General features: G+C 65.5%; 10 protein-coding genes. 1 reads left to right on the top strand and 9 read right to left on the bottom strand.

Annotation, left to right across the window (positions count from 1 at the left end; genetic code table 11):
• Window positions 1-129: 129 nt before the first annotated feature.
• The 7 genes from FJT57_RS00200 to FJT57_RS00170 all read right to left on the bottom strand — a co-directional run bounded on the left by FJT57_RS00200 (window position 130) and on the right by FJT57_RS00170 (window position 13848).
• A complete protein-coding gene (locus FJT57_RS00200) occupies window positions 130-1530 on the bottom strand; it encodes a phosphohexomutase domain-containing protein (RefSeq protein ID WP_144900804.1) in 1401 nt (466 codons plus the stop codon).
• 117 nt (window positions 1531-1647) lie between these two features.
• Window positions 1648-2445, bottom strand: a complete 798-nt coding sequence (locus FJT57_RS00195; protein ID WP_203229057.1) for a sensor histidine kinase — start codon at window positions 2443-2445, stop codon at window positions 1648-1650.
• A 278-nt stretch (window positions 2446-2723) separates the two neighbouring features.
• Window positions 2724-3119 carry a hypothetical protein gene (locus FJT57_RS00190; RefSeq protein ID WP_144900802.1) on the bottom strand — a complete coding sequence of 132 codons (396 nt, stop codon included), beginning with the start codon at window positions 3117-3119 and terminating at the stop codon, window positions 2724-2726.
• A gap of 183 nt (window positions 3120-3302) precedes the next feature.
• Entirely contained in the window at window positions 3303-4157 is an 855-nt protein-coding gene (locus FJT57_RS00185; protein WP_144900801.1) for a hypothetical protein, read from the bottom strand.
• A 6-nt stretch (window positions 4158-4163) separates the two neighbouring features.
• On the bottom strand, window positions 4164-6137 hold the full coding sequence (locus FJT57_RS00180) for a PKD domain-containing protein (RefSeq protein WP_144900800.1): 1974 nt from the start codon (window positions 6135-6137) through the stop codon (window positions 4164-4166).
• Between the two features lie 320 nt (window positions 6138-6457).
• Window positions 6458-13129 (bottom strand): malectin domain-containing carbohydrate-binding protein, encoded by a 6672-nt coding sequence (locus FJT57_RS00175; protein ID WP_144900799.1) that lies wholly within the window; start codon window positions 13127-13129, stop codon window positions 6458-6460.
• Window positions 13130-13320: 191 nt separating this feature from the next.
• The gene (locus tag FJT57_RS00170; protein WP_144900798.1) at window positions 13321-13848 is read right to left on the bottom strand and encodes a DUF7344 domain-containing protein; all 528 of its coding nucleotides are present in this window, start codon (window positions 13846-13848) and stop codon (window positions 13321-13323) included.
• A gap of 245 nt (window positions 13849-14093) precedes the next feature.
• On the opposite strand from FJT57_RS00170, the gene FJT57_RS00165 reads away from it, so the two are divergent.
• On the top strand, window positions 14094-14375 hold the full coding sequence (locus tag FJT57_RS00165) for an acylphosphatase (protein WP_144900797.1): 282 nt from the start codon (window positions 14094-14096) through the stop codon (window positions 14373-14375).
• Between the two features lie 46 nt (window positions 14376-14421).
• On the opposite strand, the gene FJT57_RS00160 is transcribed toward FJT57_RS00165, so the two are convergent.
• Window positions 14422-15210 (bottom strand): TrmB family transcriptional regulator, encoded by a 789-nt coding sequence (locus FJT57_RS00160; RefSeq protein WP_144900796.1) that lies wholly within the window; start codon window positions 15208-15210, stop codon window positions 14422-14424.
• Window positions 15207-17777, bottom strand: a complete 2571-nt coding sequence (locus FJT57_RS00155) for an efflux RND transporter permease subunit (RefSeq protein ID WP_144900795.1) — start codon at window positions 17775-17777, stop codon at window positions 15207-15209. Before FJT57_RS00155 ends, FJT57_RS00160 begins: the two co-directional genes overlap by 4 nt.
• Between the last annotated feature and the right edge of the window lies 1 nt (window position 17778).

Below are 17778 nucleotides of genomic sequence, written 5' to 3'. Positions count from 1 at the left end.
TTCCTTCGGGGAAAAAGTGGACAGCTATCCGATAGCGTATCACAAACTCCTTCGAGGGTGTGAGATCCGACGACAACCTAGCGATTCGAGATCCGACGACAGCCCAACGATCAGAGATCCGGCGGTCGATTAGGAATCTGCAGCGGCGACGGCGGCCGCGACGACGTCGGAGACCGCGGCGACGAACGCGTCGACCTCGTCGGCCTCGGCGTAGACGCGAACGTACGGCTCCGTCCCGGACGGGCGCACCAACGTCCACGACCCGTCGTCGAATTCGAGCCGAACGCCGTATTCCGTGTCCACGCTGGCCTCCGGGAACGACTCGGGAAGCGTCATCTCCAGTTCCGCCATCGCCTCGGTCTTCCGTTCGTCGGGGCAGTCGACGCTCACCTTCCGGTATGGGCGCTCCGTGACCGGCGCTCTGAGCCCGTCGAGCCCCTCGGCGGCGACGAGCCGCGTCAGCACGGCCGCGGAGGCGATGCCGTCGATCCAACCGCCGTGTTCGGGGTGGATGTGCTTCCAGGGCTCGGCGGCGAAGACGACGTCGCCGCCGTCTGCGCGTGCCGACGCGATTCCCTCGTGGAGGGCACCGAGACGGATGCGTTCGATCCGTCCGCCAGCGTCGCGAACGCGCTCGTCGATCCGTCCCGAGGCGTTGGGCGTCGTGACGACGACCGGATCCGAGACGCCGGACGCGCTCACGAAGTGAGACGCCAGAATGGCGACGACGGTGTCCTCGTGAACGACGTCGCCGTCGGCGTCGACGATCACGATCCGGTCGGCGTCGCCGTCGTGACCGATGCCGAAGTCGAACGCGCCGTCGGCGACGAACTCCCGCAGGTCCGCGAGCGTCTCGGGCGTCGGCTTCGACTCCCGGCCGGGGAAGTGGCCGTCGACCTGCCCGTTGAGCGTGACCACGCGCGCGCCGAGTTCGCGGAGGACCTGCGGCGTTCCGAGCGCGCCCATCCCGTTTCCCAGGTCGACCGCGACGTCGATTCCCGCGGCATCTTCTCCGAACGACTCTGCGTACTTGACGACGGCCGAGCGGTACGACGAGAGGACGTCGAGCGATTCCGAACCGCCCCAGGCGTCCCACTCGGTCGGCCCGCGCCCGGCTTCCACGCGGGCCTCGATCCGCTCCTCCCGCTCCCGGCCGTACTCCTCGCCGTCGACGAACACCTTGATCCCGTTGTCGGTCGGCGGGTTGTGCGAGGCGGTGAGCATCACGCCGTGTCGTCCCCGCGAGGCGAACGCGAGCGTCGGTGTCGGGACGACGCCCACGCGCCGGACGTCCGCGCCCGCGGACTCGATCCCCGCCTCGACCGCCGCCGCGAGCGCCGGTCCCGTCGTTCGGCCGTCTCGACCCACGACGACGTCCGGGTTCTCGGCGGTGTTCCGTCCCGTCGCGGCCTCCGTCTCGATCGATTCGACCGCATCAACGCCGACCGCGCGCCCGACTGCGAGGGCGAGTTCGGGCGTCACTCGCTCGCGCGCGGGTCCGCGAATCCCGGCGGTTCCGAAGAGTTCCATACCGTTTGTGGCCCCGCGAACGCCTATAAACTCACGCTTACGCGACAGCGACCGTGACGCCGACGGACGGTTACTCGGCGGCCCGTTCGAGACCCACGTCGAGGCCGCCTTCGAGACCTACACCGAGCCCGCCTTCGGGAGCGTGATCCGCGCGATCGATCCTCGGGGGTCGTTGTCGACGAAGCGTATCTCGCCGCCGGACTCGACGACGGACGCCCGCGCGATCCACAGTCCGAGCCCCTGCGAGTGAAAGAGCGGTTTCTCCTCGCCCTTTTCGACCACCTCGCGCTCGATCTCGGGGACGCCGGGGCCGTTGTCGGCGACGTCGAGATCGACGGTGTCATCGACCTCCGATCGGATCGACACCCACAGCCTCGGCGGGTTCGCGTCGTTGTGCTTGACGGCGTTCTCGAACAGTTCGTCGATGCCGTCGGCGAGTCGACTATGGGCGCTGACGAACTGCTCTTTCGGCACCTCGGTCTCGACGGCGACGTCCGGGTGTTCCGCCTGGAAGGCGGCGATGCGTTCTTCGAGAAGTGACGTCAGGTCGACGGTTCTGACGGAGCCGGGGCCGTCGAGAACGATATTGCGGAGGAGGTGTGACTTCTCGCTCAGTCGGACGAGTTCTTCGACGTGCGATTCGATGACTTCAGTCGCCGTGTCCACTTCGACGTCGTTTCCCTCCTTGAGGAGGTCGACGTAGCCCGTGACGACGTTACACGAGTTTCGCAGGTTGTGTCGAAGGATCCGATGAAGAATAGAGATCTGTTGTAGCGCGCGCTCTAACTGGCTGTTCTGTTCGGCCAACTCGGCCTCGCGACGGGAGATGAGGAGATACATCAGCACCGATGAGGCGGCGACGAACGCCCAACCCTTTCCGGTCTGCAACTGCGTATAGAGCGCTCGGTCAGCCACTAGAGCGGCTAACAGCCGGTCCGAAAAGGCGATCCAACCGCCGCTCACGACGGCGTAGATTAGCGTGATTCCGAGTGCCGACAAGATCCCAGACTCAGAGGGTCGATCGGCGAGAACCATAGGCTGTGTTCGGCGTTACGGATGATAAAACCGAGACATACCCGAAACCGGTGATCGAAGAGCGGAGACGTGAACAACCGCTACTATGACTCCGTTGAAATCCTCTTATGTAGACCTCATTGGTGGTGAAACAACCGTGCGGTAGACGGACAAATAGCTCACCTCCGAGTTAGGTCCCCTGAGGAGTTTATATTAAATGCTAGGCTCCCACTTTCATCTTCTTCACCGGGATAATAGTGAACGTGGTCTTGGTCCGTCAGAGTACTATTGTTCTTGTAGAGGCCATACTCTATGATGTACGGCTGCACTTCAGCTACGTCTTCTCGTACTGTTTGATCGTCCGGTTCAACATCAATACGTTCTGAAAACACTCGAGCTTCACGTCTGGAGGAGTTCTCATCACTCGCTAAAAACGTCACCTCGATCGTGTATTGACTCTCGGTATGGTTAAAGACGGTCAAAGAGAGCATCGAGGGATCGGAGAAAAGCCCTAAACACCCGGAAATCCCCGTGCAGAGAGGGACCGTTCCAAATACGAAGGCCCGCCTTCTCATAGCAGAACTGGATGGGACGATTACAAATATCTTTTTGATCAACTGAATTGTCCATTCCCTGTACTGAGCGATTGGAGGTGTTGAAAATTGTCCACGGACGAAGAGTTCAACAGGATCACTGCTATCGGAAAACGCGCGAAGAAAAGGGCAGAGCCGAAAGACGGAGAGAAGAGAGGAAAGGCGCTACCGCAATCGGGAGAGCACGAGAGCACCGATGACGAGCACACCGAGGGCACCGGCCGGTCCGTACAGAGTGAACGGCCGCTCCGGTGAGGAATCGTCGTCCCCGCCGTCGGATCCGGCGGACGCTCCGCCGTTCGATCCATCGCTGTCACCGGCACTGCCGTCACTGTCGCCGCTCGGTTCAGCACCCTCGCCGCTCGATGCGCCGCCGTTTCCGTCGGCGGTCGTCTCACCGTCAGCGCCGATGGCATCCGAGGGTCCGCCTGACTCCGGCGCAGACGAGTCATTCGAACCGGATCCTGCTGAATCGCCCGAACCGGATACCGATTCGCCATCGACACCCGAACCCGATCCGTCGGCCGCGATAACGCTGAGCGTGGGACGTTCGGTGTCCGCCACGGTGTAGGCGGATCCGTCCTCGTCACCCAAGACACGCGTGTTCACGTCGATTGCCGTTTCTCCGGGCGAGCCGCCGCGAAGGACGACCGTCACGATCGTGACCTCGCCGGTGTCGGCAGTGTCGGCGAGCGCGGCGCTCACGTCGACGCCGTCAGGTCGCTCGCTCACGTTTTCGAGGCTCGGATCACCGTGGATGGTCACCTCCTCGATGGTAGCCGCGTCCGGGTTCGAGAGCGTGATGCTCGCGTTGAGCGCGCCGACGCCCCCGTCGGCGTTCTCGACGATCACGTCGACCGTCGTGGTTTCGCCCGACTGGATGCCGTCGGCGGCTGGCGCTACCGCGATATCCGTGGTGTCGGCTGCGGCCGCGACGCTGACCGCGGCGGCGAGCAGCACGACGAGCGCGAGTGCGCACGCCGCGAAGTGACTGCGACGTCGGGTCGTGGTCGCGGCCATCGTCGATCAGGCCACCTCCTCGTAGTAGAGACTCTGGACGTCGAGGATATCGAACTCGCCGTCGTCGTTGAAGTCGAACGCGTCGGGCGAGCCTTGGACGACGCCGCTGTTGCGCTCGGCGAACAGGAGTTGGACGTCGAGTTCGTCGACGGTGCCGTCTCCGTTCACGTCCTCGTAGACGCCGTCGCCGTCGAGGTCCTGTGCGGGTTGTTCGGATCCGCCGACGACGAGTTCGGAGACGGTGAGCGACGCGCCGTTGGTCTCCGTGACGTCGTAGGCCTGTCCGGCCTCCGTGCCGAGGCTGGAGACGTCCAGCGCGAGAGCGGTCGTTCCGTCGGACTCGCCGTCGACGGTCACAGTCGCGATGGTGACCGCACCGGTGTCGTCGGTGTCTAGCAGCGCCACGTCGGCGCTCACCGAACTCCCATCGGCCGCTATTTGGACGTCCGAGAGCGTGCTCTCGTCGACTGAGACGTCCGTGATCGTCGCCGTCGTTTCATCGTCGACAGCGACGTTCAGACTGTACGCGCCGACGCCGCCGTCGACGTTCTCGACGACCACGTCGAACGTGGTCGAGCCGTTCACCGCGACGAGTTCGTCGGCGGGCGACAGCGACACCGCCGTCGACAGCTCTGGTTCCGGCTCGGCCGGTTCGCCGACCGTGACGGTCTCCGTCGCCGTGTCGGTCGCGCCGTCGTCGTCGGTGACCGTCAGTTCAACGTCGTAGTCGCCCGCGGCGGCGTAGGTGTTCGTGGTCGTCGGCGAGGAACCGGCCGCGTCGACCGTTCCGTCACCGTCGAGGTCCCACTCGTAGGAGACGATCGATCCGTCCGCGTCGCTGGATCCAGACGCGTCGAAGGTCACCGTCTCACCCGTTTCCGGATCGGCGGGTGAGAACCCGAACGACGCGGTGGGATCCTCGTTCGCTGGCGGTTGGACCGTCACGGTGAACGTGTCGGTCACGCTGTCGTCGTCGGTCGAGACCGTCACGTCGTGGTCGCCCTCGGAGAGGCCCGTGGTGTCGACGTCGAAGCTCACCTGCTGGCTCGCGTCGCCGTCGAGCGTGATCGACTGGTCGTCGACTTCGCTCCCGTCAACGTCGAGCGCGACAGTCTGCGTTCCGGACTCGTCGCCGGTGTTCTCGACGGTCGCCGTCACCGACGCGTCGTCACCCTGTTCGACCGGCGATTCGACGGTCAGTCCCGAGAGCTGGAAGCTCGCCGGATCGGGTTGCGGCGCTTCGCTGACAGAGACCGTCTCCGTCGTCGTGTCAGCGGCACCCTCGTCGTCGGTGACCGTCAGCTCGACCGTATAGTCACCGGCCGAGTCGTACGCGTGCGCGGTCGACGCTCCCGAGTCGGTCTCCCCGTCGCCGAAGTCCCACTGGTAGGAGGCAATCGAGCCGTCCGCGTCGCTGGACCCGGAGGCGTCGAAGCTCACCGACTCACCCACGTCGGGCGATTCGGGGCTCGCGGTGAACGACGCCGTCGGCGGTTCGTTCTCGACCGGTTCCGCGACGGTGATCGTCGTCGAATCGCTGTCGGCCGTCGAGCTCGAATCGCTCGGACTTAGCGCCGACCCGTCAACGCCGACGACGTAGTCACCGGGGTCGGCGTCTTCGGGGACGCTCACGGTGTACTCGACTGTGTAGCTCACGTTGACGCCGTCGTTGTCACCGGCGAGCCACGTCCACGTGCCGTCGCTGAACGCCACCGGACCGTCGGCCGACTGCGATTCGATCTCCCAGCCGTCCGGCATCGTCGACTGCAACTGCGGGGCGTTGAGTTCGGTGACGGTGAAACCGGTCGTGAAGGAGACCGTGTCACCGGGCGAAACCGTCGTGCTATCGGCCGACTGCTCGACCGATACGCTCGGCTGCGCCGCCACCGTGCCGATCGGTCCGAAGACCGAGAGGACGAGAGATAGCGCGACGAACGCCGCGATTGTCTGTCTGAGGTGTCTGTGTACTGTATCGTTCATCTGTCGTTGGAATTTCCTTGAGTTCGCTGGTGTCGTGAGGTCGGTCGTCGCTCGGTTCGCTGTCCACGGCGTCTCTCGGGCCGTTCGACCGGCCGGAGCGGCGATCGCTGAGCACGCTTTCGCGCGCTCGGCACGTGTCGGTTCTCGTGGTTACCCCCGAGCAGTGCCGATGACCGTCGCAGGCCATCCGTATCGTCCGTACGTGGGTCGGCTGTCGTTCCCAGTGTCGCGTCGCCGGTGCTCGCGGGGCCGACCACCGAGGTCGGGTGCGGGCACGCAGCGACGGCGGGTGCGGAGCTCTCAGTCATCGGCGGGCCTCGCTAGGAGCTCCCTCCCGATTCGATGATTTCGATGGCTCTGATCTCCGCGTTCTCGGCTGCGCCGTTCTCGAATTCGATGGTGAGCGTCCCGTCGCCGTCGTCAGTCGCGGTGAACTCTTCCATCGTCCCCGTCGCGTGACCAGCCTCGGCTACCGGGTCGTACTGCATCAGAACCTGCTCGTCCTCGATGGAGACGTTGAACTGCCGGTCGCCGGGATCGCTCGCTCCGGGGAACGAGTTGGCGAAGTAGAGCCGAACGTCGACGTCGGCTCCGGCGTCGACCGAGAACTCCCACGTGGAGTTCCCGTATCGCTCGCAGTCCCAGATGCCGTCGGGCGTGGACGAGGGGACGTCACCGCCGGGGGTGACCTCGTCGCCGCCGCAGTAGTTGTCGGCGCTGGTAGTCGCGACAGACGCGAGGTACGGCGAACTGGTGTCCGCCACGCCGGTCCAATCGGGACCGTCGTCGGTCGCGGAGACGGTCGTTCCCTCACCGGCGTTCACGCGGTGGAGAGTCTGAGCACTCGGCGGGTCGTCCGCCTCCTCGACCGTCACTTGGAACGACTCGGTCGCGGTACCGCCGGTGCCGTCGTCGGCAGTGACGTCGACCGTGTAGGTTCCAGCGTCACCGGACTCCGGAGCGATCGTCAGCTCTCCGTTCGAGAGGTTGACGAAGTCGGATCCGTTCACCGCGAGCAGGAGGGAGTCGCCGTCAGGATCGTCGGCGCTGATCGGGACGGTCACGGATTCGCCCTCGGTGACTGTTTGGTCGGCGATGGCGTCGATCGTCGGCGCGGCGTTGTCGTCACCGCTGTCGACCGCCGTGACCTCGATCGCGCTGACCTTCGCGTTGTCGTAGGTCGCCGCGAAGTCGAGGTTCAACTCGCCGTCGGTCACTTCGGTCGTGAACGACTCCTGGGTGGCCGTCAGCGGACCGACCTCGGCGAAGATGTCGTAGTCCGTGAGGACCTGCTCGCCCTCGATGCTGACGTTGAAGAGGCGATCGTTCTCGTTCGTGCCGTCCTCCGGACCGGTGGAGTCGGGTGAGTCACTGTCGGCGACGCCCTGGAAGATCTCGGCGAAGTGGAGCGTGACCTCGTACTCGCCGTTATCGACGGGGACGTCGTAGCTCAGCGGGGCCGAACCGGGCGCGCCGCCGTACCGCTCCGTCTGGTAGAGTTCGTCGTCCTGCGTCCCGTCGATCGCTTCCGTCGTGCTGTAGGTGCTCCCGCCGTCGAAGTTGGTGTCAGCTTGGTAGACGGTACCGTCCGAAGCCGTGTACTCGTCGCCGCCCGCGTTCACGGCGAAGGCGACGTCACCCGGCTGATCGGGGTCGCCGTCACCGGCGCTCTCGTCGTAGTGCAGGACGATCACGTTCGAGGCGAGTCCCATATCCCCGGAGGGGTCGCCCTGCGCGGCCACGAAGTAGTTGAAGCCCGCTTCGTCGTCATCGTCGGGCGCGTCGGTCAGCGTGACGGGAACCGACGCCTCGCCGTTCGAATCGAGCGTGACGGTGTCGTACTCGACGTCGAGGGCGTTGTTCGCCTCCAACTCCTCGATGTCGTAGCCACCGTCGGGGACGTTACTCAGCGCGAGTTCGGCCTCGACGCGCACGAGCGTGACCGTCTCTCCGGGTTCGCCGGTGACCGAGACGGTCTGACCCGCGTCGGAGACGGTCGCACCGCTGTGGTAGCCGTCGAGGATTCCGGCGTCGAGAGCGACGCCCTCGGCGTCGACGGTCGGCGCGGTCGCCTCGTCGTCGGTCACGACTGCCGTCGCACCGCCGTCGCTGCCGTCACCCATCAACTGCGTCGTCTGGGTGGTGCCGTCCTCGTAGGTGACAGTCACCGTCGAACGGGCGAGTTCGAGTCCGGAGACCGGTCCGGCCTCCTGGGAGCCGACCGTCGCACCCTTGATGCTGGTCGGGTCGTTGTCGGCCCAGAACGTCGCCGTCTCGCCGTTCTCGAAGTCGGCGAATTCGACGGTCATCACGTCGTAGCCGTCGTCGGCGTTCTGTCCGTTGTGCGGCTGTGAGAACGCCTCCGAACCGCCTTCGGCGGTCGTGATTCCGGTGCCGCCGTCGCTCGCGATATTGAGGCCTTCACCGGTCGGGTCGCCCGCAGTCCCCTGCGGATCGAACACCATATCCGGCAGCGTCGCCGTGCTCAGGTCGAACGAGACCGACGAGATGTTCTCTTCGCCGGTGTTCGTGACCTGGTAGGTGCCGCCGCCGTAGGTGGACGCGTCGACGTTACCGCTGTCGGGCGTGATCTCGACGAGCGAGGAGGCGATGGTGTCGCCGCCGTCCCCGTCGTCGCCACCGTCACCGACCGAGGCGTCGGTCGCCCAGAGGTTGATGAGGCTTTGAATCTCGGAATCGCCGATGGTCTGTCCGCCGGTGTTCGGAACCTCGGCGTCGGTCGACCACCAGTTGATCGCCTGCTGAATCTCCGCGTCTTCGATCTGCGAGTCGTTCTCGCCGCCCACCGCCACCGCTTCGGCGACGGTCATCTCCCCGCCGGTGCCGTCGCCGACGGCGACGATTTCGATCGCGTTGATCTGCGGGTTCTCCGCTTGGCCGTGCAGGAACTCGATGTCGATGGTGTCGTCCGAGGGCGTCACCTCGAAGGACTCCATCGCCGCGGTGTTGTCGCCGTACTCGGCGATGATGTCGAAGTCGGTGAGAACCTGCTCGTCCTCGATCGCGACGTCGAACACGCGGTCGCCGGGTTCGCTGGTGCCGGTGTAGCCGTCGTGGAAGTACAGCCGGACCTCGTAGGTTTCCCCCGACTGCGCCGGGAGGGTCCACAGCATCTCCGGTGACTCGACGGGATCGTACATCTCCGTCTCGAACACCGCTGTCGGGGTGTTCGACGGCACGGAGTCGTCCACGTCGCCGACCGTGTACGGCTGCGGACCGGCCACGTCGCCGCCCGCAGCGAGATACTCGCTCGTGTCGTCGGTGGCCGCCCAGACGGGGCCGTCATCGGTCGCGGCGACCTCGTCTCCGCCGGTGTTCAGCCGGTGGACGACCTCGCCGTCGGTCGGTCCATCGTCGGTCGGCTGCACCGTCACGTTCACCGCGTCGGTGTCGCTGTCCTGACCGTCCGAGACGCTCACCTCGAAGGTGAACGTCGTTTCCGAGTCGACGTCGGGCGCGGTGAACGGCACCTGCTCGCCGTCGCTCATGTCCAGCAGTCCGTCGGGGGTTCCGGCGGTCTGCGTCCACGTGTAGCCGAGCGCCCCGTCGTCGCCGTCGGGGTCGGTCGATCCCGAGGCGTCGAGCGTGACCTGTTGTCCCGCGTCGACGGTGGCGTCCGCGCCCGCGTCAGCCACCGGGGGCTGGTTCGCGGGCGGGTTCACGTACTCGACGTCGAGGTTCGTCCACGTGGCGTCGAACGTCGAACCGGCGTTGTAGGACGTCGAGATGACGCCCACCGCGGTGCCGGATCCGTCCGAACTGTCGAGCCACGATTCGGGGATCGTCGTCGAGCCGACGAACGTCTCCTCACCGTTCTCGGGCGTGTAGTACGCCTCGACGGTGTTGTTGCTCGGGTACACCGTCATTTCGAGGTCGGTGTCACTTCCGGGGCCCGCAACGGCTGAATCGTCGGGCTGTTCGACGGTCTGGAAGCCGCCGTCGGTTTCGCCGCCGAACTGGATGCCACCGGAACCGCCGTTGGCAGCCGTGATGAGCTTCAGGTAGTTGTCCTGATCGCCGTTTCCGATGTAGATCCCGACTCCCTGGAAGTCCGAGGGGTTCTCGGGCAGTCCGTTCACCGTCGTCGAGACCGTGAACGGTTCGTCGGGCGCGTCGAACCCGCGCTGGAACGCGAACTGCTGGTCGTCCTGCGTCGCGTCACCGGTCGGGACGTTCTCGACGGTGAGGACCTGCGCCGCGCCGCCGACGGTCATCTCGTCGGGGTCGTAGAGGCCCTGATAGTCGGTCTGGCCGTTCGTCATCAGGCCGGTCCAGCCCTGGCCGTTCTCACCGAAGAGTTGCGTCTCGGAGAGATCCATCTGGATCGGCAGCATCGTCGTGGTTCCGTCGTCGGGGTCCACGGCGAACGGATCGCTGGTGTCGGGCTGTCCGTCGTTGTCGTCGTCCGGATCGTTCAGGTTCGACGTGCCGTCGTCATCGAAGTCGGCGGGCGTCGAGGCCGCCGAACACGGATCCGATCCCGCGTCGATCTCGTCGGCGTTGTCGTAGCCGTCGCCGTCCTCGTCGAGCGACGCGTCGTCCGCACCCGTGCACTGTTCGCCGCCGGTGTCGCTACCGTCGTAGTCGTTCGGCTCGAACACCGTGAGGTCGCCGCGGGCGGTCCAGACGGTCCCCGGGAAGGGACCCTCATCGCCCTGTGCGGCGATGCCCAGCGCACTGATGTCGCTGAAGAAGTTGCTCTCCTGATCGGTGACGGCCGTCCCGCTGGCGTCGAGTTGGACGCGCTCGACCGAACTGGAGCCGACGACGACGAGCAGGTCACCCTCCATCGAGCCGCCGAAGTTCGAGGCGGTGTACTCGTCCATACCGCCGGTCCAACCGAACTCGTCGCCGATCGAGTTGTCCTCGGCGGGGCTCTGGTAGTCGCACTCGATCGGATTCACGAGAGACGCCGGAACGGGGCTGTTCGAGTCGTTGATGTCGAAGGCGACGTTCCCGTCGGCGTCGTAGATGTCAGCGCCCGTGGGGTTCGCTCGGATCGGCGCGGGGTGACCGCCGTACGATCCCTGGGTCGCGAGGTGTAGCTGGTCACCGGAGCCGCCACCGGTGTCGTTCGGCTCGTTCGTACAGATCCCGCTCGGCCCCTCGTCGACGGGTTGATCGCCCCAGCCGCCGTTCGGGCCGTTATCGATGACGTAGAGTTGGTCGTCAGCCGAGAGTACGAGGTCGTAGGGGTTCCGGTACCCCGGCGAGTAGACCTGCACCGGTCCGTCCTCGACCCACTTGGCCTGGTTGATGCCGTCGTTGCCACCGAACGGAAGGTCGTCACCGTCCGTGGCGTCGTCGTTCTGGATCGTCGGAATCGCGTACCAGAAGTCGAGGTTCGGATAGCTTCCGTCGTAGCTCTGGAGGGCTTTCGACTGGTAGTTCTGTTCGATCTGCGCCAAGTCGATTTCGAGCACCGCCGCGGAGAGCGCGTACTCCGAGGTGTGACCGAAGTTGTTGCTGGGCGCACCCTGGTTCGTGTGGCCGCCCTGGGCGACGTACAGCGTCTCGCCGTCGTCGCTCAGATCGAGTCCGTTCGTCGCGTGGTTCTCCTCGGAGCGCGGAAGCCCGAGCACCATCACGTCGTGGTCGACACCGTTCAGGGCGTCTCCGCTCCCCCAGTCGAACGTGAGGCGCGAAATCGAGCCCGAGTTGGTATCGGTGTCGTCGTCGTCCTCTCCGACGTCGATCTCCGGATCACTTGAGGAGACGTACACGACCGGTTCCGACGCGGTGCCACCGACTGTCAGACCCGTGATCTGGCGGTTGGTCTCACCGGGGGTGTAAGTCCCGAAGTCGTCGTGGTTGGGAATGTCCTGAATGACGTCGATCGACTCCTGGGATTCGACGCTGTAGGAGTTCTCGCCGTCGCGAGTGATATTCAGCGCGTACACGATCCCGCTCTGCTGGGCGACGTACAGCCGACCGTCGGGACCGAATTCGAGCGCCGTGAGCTGCCCCTGGTTGAACCCCTGGAGGTCGCTCTTGCCGAATCCGACTTCGGCCGTGCTCGTTCCCTCGCCGGACAGCGCCACCGACAGCGGCGAATTGCTGCCGGAGTGATCGACTTCCAGCGTACCGGAGTTCGCCTGCGCGTCATCGGGAGTAAACGTCACCGGAACGTCGGCGGACTCCCCGGGGGCGAGCGTCGTCTGTGAGGCCGATCCCGCGGAGAACGCGCTGTCGCCGGAGACCGAGACGTCGGTGATCGTGATGTCGGCGTCGCCGTCGCCGCCGAGGTTCGTCAGCGTGACTGTCTCGGTTTCTGAGTCGCCGACGACGACGCTACCGAAGTCGACGTCGGAGGGTCCGCCGAGCGTGTCGGGCTCGGGTTCGGAGTCGACGATCTCGATCGCGGAGATCTTCGCGTTGTCCTCCACGGTCGACAGATCGACGTCGATCTGGCCGTCATCGGGCGTCACCGTGAACGACTCCATCACGCCGACGTCGTGGCCGACCTCGGCGTGAATATCGTAGTCGTCGAGGACCTGACTGCCCTCAACGGCGACGTCGAAGGTGCGGAGACCGTCTTCAGTATGGAAGATCTCCGCGAAATAGAGGCGGACCTCGTACGTCTGTCCGCTCTGGATGCCGTCAGAGAACTCCCACTGCTGACCGCCGTACAGTTCCGACTGGAACACGCTGCTCGGCGTCCCTGAGGGGACGGACGAGTCCAGTGTGACCGAGTCACCGGTGTTGTACGTTGAGGAGGTTCCGGACACGTACTGGCCGTAATCGCCCGACCAGTCGGGACCGTCCGGCGCTGTCACCGTGCCGCCGCCCGCGTTGACGCGCGTGATCACCGTCTCGGCCGCAGTCGGACTGTCGTCCACCTGGGCCGTCGGATGCGTTCCGCCGGGCGCATCAGTGACGACTGATGCACCGGCGAGTCCCGCCATCGGCGAGGTGATCATAAAAATGGCCGCGGCTACGGCCAACACGCGTCTTGTTGTGTTGTTCGTCATATCGGTTCGATCTCGAAATTGGGTCTCTCTGGGTCGTCCATACGTATCATCCCGGCGACAGTTTCGGACGGCCGGGTCACTCAGACCTACCCCGATATCGACCGTGAGTATTAGTCCGATACGTCCAGAAAACCGGCCATTCAAGGCGTGTAGGCGTCGGATAACGGGTCTACAGAGCGAAGTCTCGTCGATCAGATCGAGAAATCCGAGACGATCCAGTAGCACAGGAGCGTCGCGCAGACCGCACCGCCGGTCGCCAGCACGACGCTCGGGAAGTTCGATCCCGGATAGAGCGAGATCGCGGCCGTCGTACAGAATCCAGACGCCAGAGCGGCCGACCAGACCTGCGGTTGGGACTGTGAGTCGTCACCACCGAGATAGGACTCCAACACCGTCGCACGGTTAGTGAGCCGGATGTCGAACCACCGCCGATCGACGGTGAGGAACCCCGCGTCGGTGAGTCTCGGGAGGTGGTTCTGGTGTAACGACGTATAGGCGCTCTTCCGCTGGCGATGGGTGACGGCGTCCGGGTCGATACCGTTTTCGTGCGCGGCGATACGGGTCGCCAGTTCTCCGATGTCGAGCGGTTCACCCGCTTCCCGCAGCACGCGAACGACGAGTCGACGACGGCGGTTGCTCAGCGCAGTGAAAATCACGTCCGCATCCGCGACCTGCGCGCGCCCCTGACGACTCGGCTCTCTGAACTCACCGGTGACCATCTCAGCGCAAATACACGGATTCTGTCCACATTGTAAGGTCTGATCTACGTAAGTGAATACAAGCATAGACCAATCGGATACAATCTATATCGCCGGTGTTCGGGGTCTATGGAGTGGTTAAGTTGACCTCGAGGGTCGCCGCAGTGATCCAAATAGACCATTAGCTCGAATCTCAGCGGCCGGTGCCCGGAATCCGAGAGCGGGAGTCGACATCCTCTTTCGACCAACGCGCGTAGCGTCGCGTGATGACCGACGAGCGAGTTCGAGCACACGTGTACGTCAGCGGAACCGTTCAAGGCGTTTACTACCGGGCGTCCACCCGCGATGCGGCCCGCGACCGCGACCTCGACGGATGGGTCCGAAACCTCGACGACGGGCGCGTCGAGGCGGTGTTCGAGGGCCCCGAACCGGCCGTCCAGGAGCTAATCGAGTGGTGTCAGTCGGGCAGTCCGGCCGCCTCGGTCGACGACGTCGAGGTGACGTACGACGAACCGGAGGGAGAGTCCGGCTTCAACGTTCGGTGGTGAGGCGATCGGCGGACGTCGCTCCGAGGGCCGTCAGCGAGCCACCGCCTCACTGGTCGTCCGGGTCGCGGACGAGCGAGTCGATACTGCCCGCGATCGCCTGCGCGAGGATTCGAGCCATCGCGGTGTCGGACGACCAGATCGCCGTCTCTTCGCCGGTCTTGCCTGAGGCGACAGTCGAAAGCAAGACGGCCCGGTCGTCGACGAGCAGCACGCGCCCCGTGTAATCCATCGTCTGCGATCCGCGAGGGGCTTCCACGGCAATTCCCCCGATCGACTCGAACCGCTCTCTGACCGTTCGGTCCTCGCTGATGACGTTGACGTCGACGCCGGCGTCCCGCCGCTCCGCGATCGCCGCCGCGATCTCGTCGGAGACGAACTCGGGAGCGGACGCCGCGAACAATAGCGTTTCTGTGGCTTGTCGGACCAGTTCGACGACGCGGCCGTGGACCGGTTCGCGCCCGCGGACCGTCCACACGTCGTCTCGCGTCTCCCGCTCGGTACGAGCGCGTCGCTGCGCTTTGAGGTACGAGAATGCCCGGTCGGCATCGGCTTGGAGATCCTCGGCGAGTCGGCGGCGGGCGGTGTCGAGACCCGTCGGTCGGTACCGCTTGGGCGTCGATTGCTGGAGTTCGACGAGCCCCCGGTCGAGGAGTTCCTCGGCCGCCCCGTACACCTGCGAGCGGGGGACGTCCGTCTCCTCGTGGATCTGCTTTGCAGTCCCGACCCCGAGTCGGTGCAGCGCGACGAACACCCGCGCGGCGTAGTTCGAGAGACCCAGACGCTCCAGCGACTCGACCGCGTCGTGTTCCGATGGGTCGTCGCGATCGAGGCTCACAGTTCTCCTCCGTCCCCCGACGTGCGTCCCGGTCGGGGGTTCGGGCCAGCGCTCTCGCCGCTTTCGACCGGCGGTTTCGACTCCGCTCGGGGCCCCATCGGCACCATCGGATCGTCGTTGGCGAAGCGGTCCCAGACGACGAGCGCGGAGGGGAGCACGAGCAGCGAGGCGAGGAACGAGTAGGTGATCGAGACCGCCGTCAACACGCCGAACTGGCCGAGTACCGAGAGGACCGCGAGGACGAGAACGCCGATTCCGAACGACGTCGTCGCCATACTCCCGAGGAGCGCCCCGCCGGTGCCGACGACGGTCCGCTGCAGCGCGGGCAGCAGGGCGCGCTGTCGACGCTCGTCGACGAAGCGGTGGACGACGTGGACCGAGTAGTCGATCCCGAGGCCGATCGTCAGCGAGAGGATCGTCGCCGTGAACGCGTTGAACGAGATGCCGAGCACGCGCATCGTCCCGGCGACGGCGGCGACGGCGACGACGATCGGCGCGAGGTTCGCGATACCGAGCGACGGGAGCCCCTCGAGGATCCAATAGATCGCGACGAGGAACACGACGGTCACACTCAGCGCGAGCGCGAGGCTCGTTATCGCGGAGTCGAAAATGAGATCCGACACCTCCTGGAAGACGACCGTGTTGCCCGTCGGCGTCGCCTCGTAGCGGAACCTGTCGGCGACCTCGTTCGCCGCCGCCGTGGCTTCGCTGTCGGAGGCGTCCGCGGACACCGTGTAGACCACGCGTGCGCTCCGGCGGTCGTCCGCGAGGTACTGCGACGCGCGGTCGCCCGAGGACGACGCCGCCAGTTCGCTGTAGATCGTCCCGAGATTGTCGTCGGGCACGCCGTTGTCGTTTCTGTCGTTCCGATCGACGAGCGCGGCGAACTCCGGATCCTGCTCGGCGTGATCCTGGATGATCGTCACGATACTCGTCGACTCCGCGCGACGGTTCCCGTCGGTGACGAACTCCGAGGGCGGGTCCTCGCCCGCGCGATGGATCCGTTCGAGGGCGTCGTCCTCTCCCATCCGCCCCTCGACGTATATGGTGACTGACCCTCCCTGTGTGCTGGTGAACCGGTCTTCGAGGAAGTTCAGCGTCCCGACGACGCCGTAGTCGCTCGGCGCGAACGGTTCCGGCAGCGTCTTCAGGAGCGGCGAGACCTCCTCCGGCGGGAGGAAGTCCTCCTGCGTGAACGAGGTGTCGACTCCGGTGGCGTAGCCCGCCGCGCCCACGCTGAACAACAGCGCGACGACGAGGACCACGACCGGAAGGTGCCGCGAGAGCGTGACCCCGACTGAGAGCACCTCACCGAGTACGGAGCCCTCCTCGCCGAGCGGGCGCTGGCTGAAGGTCGGGATCGGCCAGTCCTCTCGGCGACGGTCGAGCCACACCTTCGCCGCGGGGAGGAAGATACCGAAGATGAAGAACGTGAAGATGATTCCCACGCCCGCGACGATACCGAAATCGCGGATCGGCGGGAGGTCGGAGGCGAGGTTCGAGAGGAAACCGATCACCGTCGTTCCCGTGACGATGAAGAACGCCACGAGGAGCTGATCGGTCGTGGCCTGCATCGCCGCTTCGACGTCGAGACCGGTCGCCCTGTCCTCGCGGTAGCGGTTGATCGCGTGGATGCCGAAGTCGATCCCGACCGCCAGGAGAAGCGGCGGCACCGAGATCATAATTTGGTTGAACGGGATTCCGGCGAGGCCGAGGAAACCGAACGTCCAGATGACGGCCATCCCGAGCGAGGTGACGCCCAACAACAGATCCAGCAGATCGCGGTAGGCGATAACGAGGAAACCGACGATGAGCAGGACGGCGGCGGGCGTCACGATGAGCAGCGAGTCCGTTATCACGGTCCCGAACTCGTCGGCGATGATCCCGCTCCCGAAGACGGTGATGTCGGTGTCGAGTTCCGCGTCGATGATGCGCTGGGCGTCGTTCTGTATCGACGTGAGTGGACTCTCGCCGGACTGGCCGACCGACCCGCCGCCCGACCCGCCGGGGAGGTCGTGCCGGACGACGCCGATCGTCGCCGACGCCGACGCCGACCGGCGGTTAAAGTCGTTGCTCAATGTGCCCGTGAAACCGGGATTGTCGGCGTTCTGTCGGACCGCGCGGCTAATTTCGGTCTGCGGGGCACGTTCGAGAGCGGTGATCTGCCGTTCGAGCGTGGTCGCTCCCGGATCGATGCTCTGGGCGATGATCGCCGCTGAGGAGGACGTGCCGGAAACGTACATATCGTCGCGCTCCTGTAACGTCCGTTGGGCTCTGAGCATCGAGAGCATCGACTGCTTCGAGAGGACGTTGCGGTCCCGCTGGACGAGTTGGGTGCTCCCGGGACTCTCCGTGAACGGGGCGTCGAACTCGTTTTCGATCCGGTCGAGCGCGTTCGCCGCCGGGATGTCCTCGGCGAACTGTTGGGTCCCCGCCTCCGTCGAGACGTTGCCGAGGCCAGCGCCGAACACGACAGTAACGAGCAGGAACGCCAGCATCACTTTCTGCGGGCGGTTGACGATGTTGTCGTCCGCCCAGTCGACGAACCGCTGGAAGTCCAGACGCATC

The organism is Halobellus captivus (assembly GCF_007655485.1).
GTDB classification, from domain to species: domain Archaea; phylum Halobacteriota; class Halobacteria; order Halobacteriales; family Haloferacaceae; genus Haloquadratum; species Haloquadratum captivum.
Note: the sequence above shows the minus strand (reverse complement) of the source record. Positions and strands in the feature narration are given on the sequence as shown.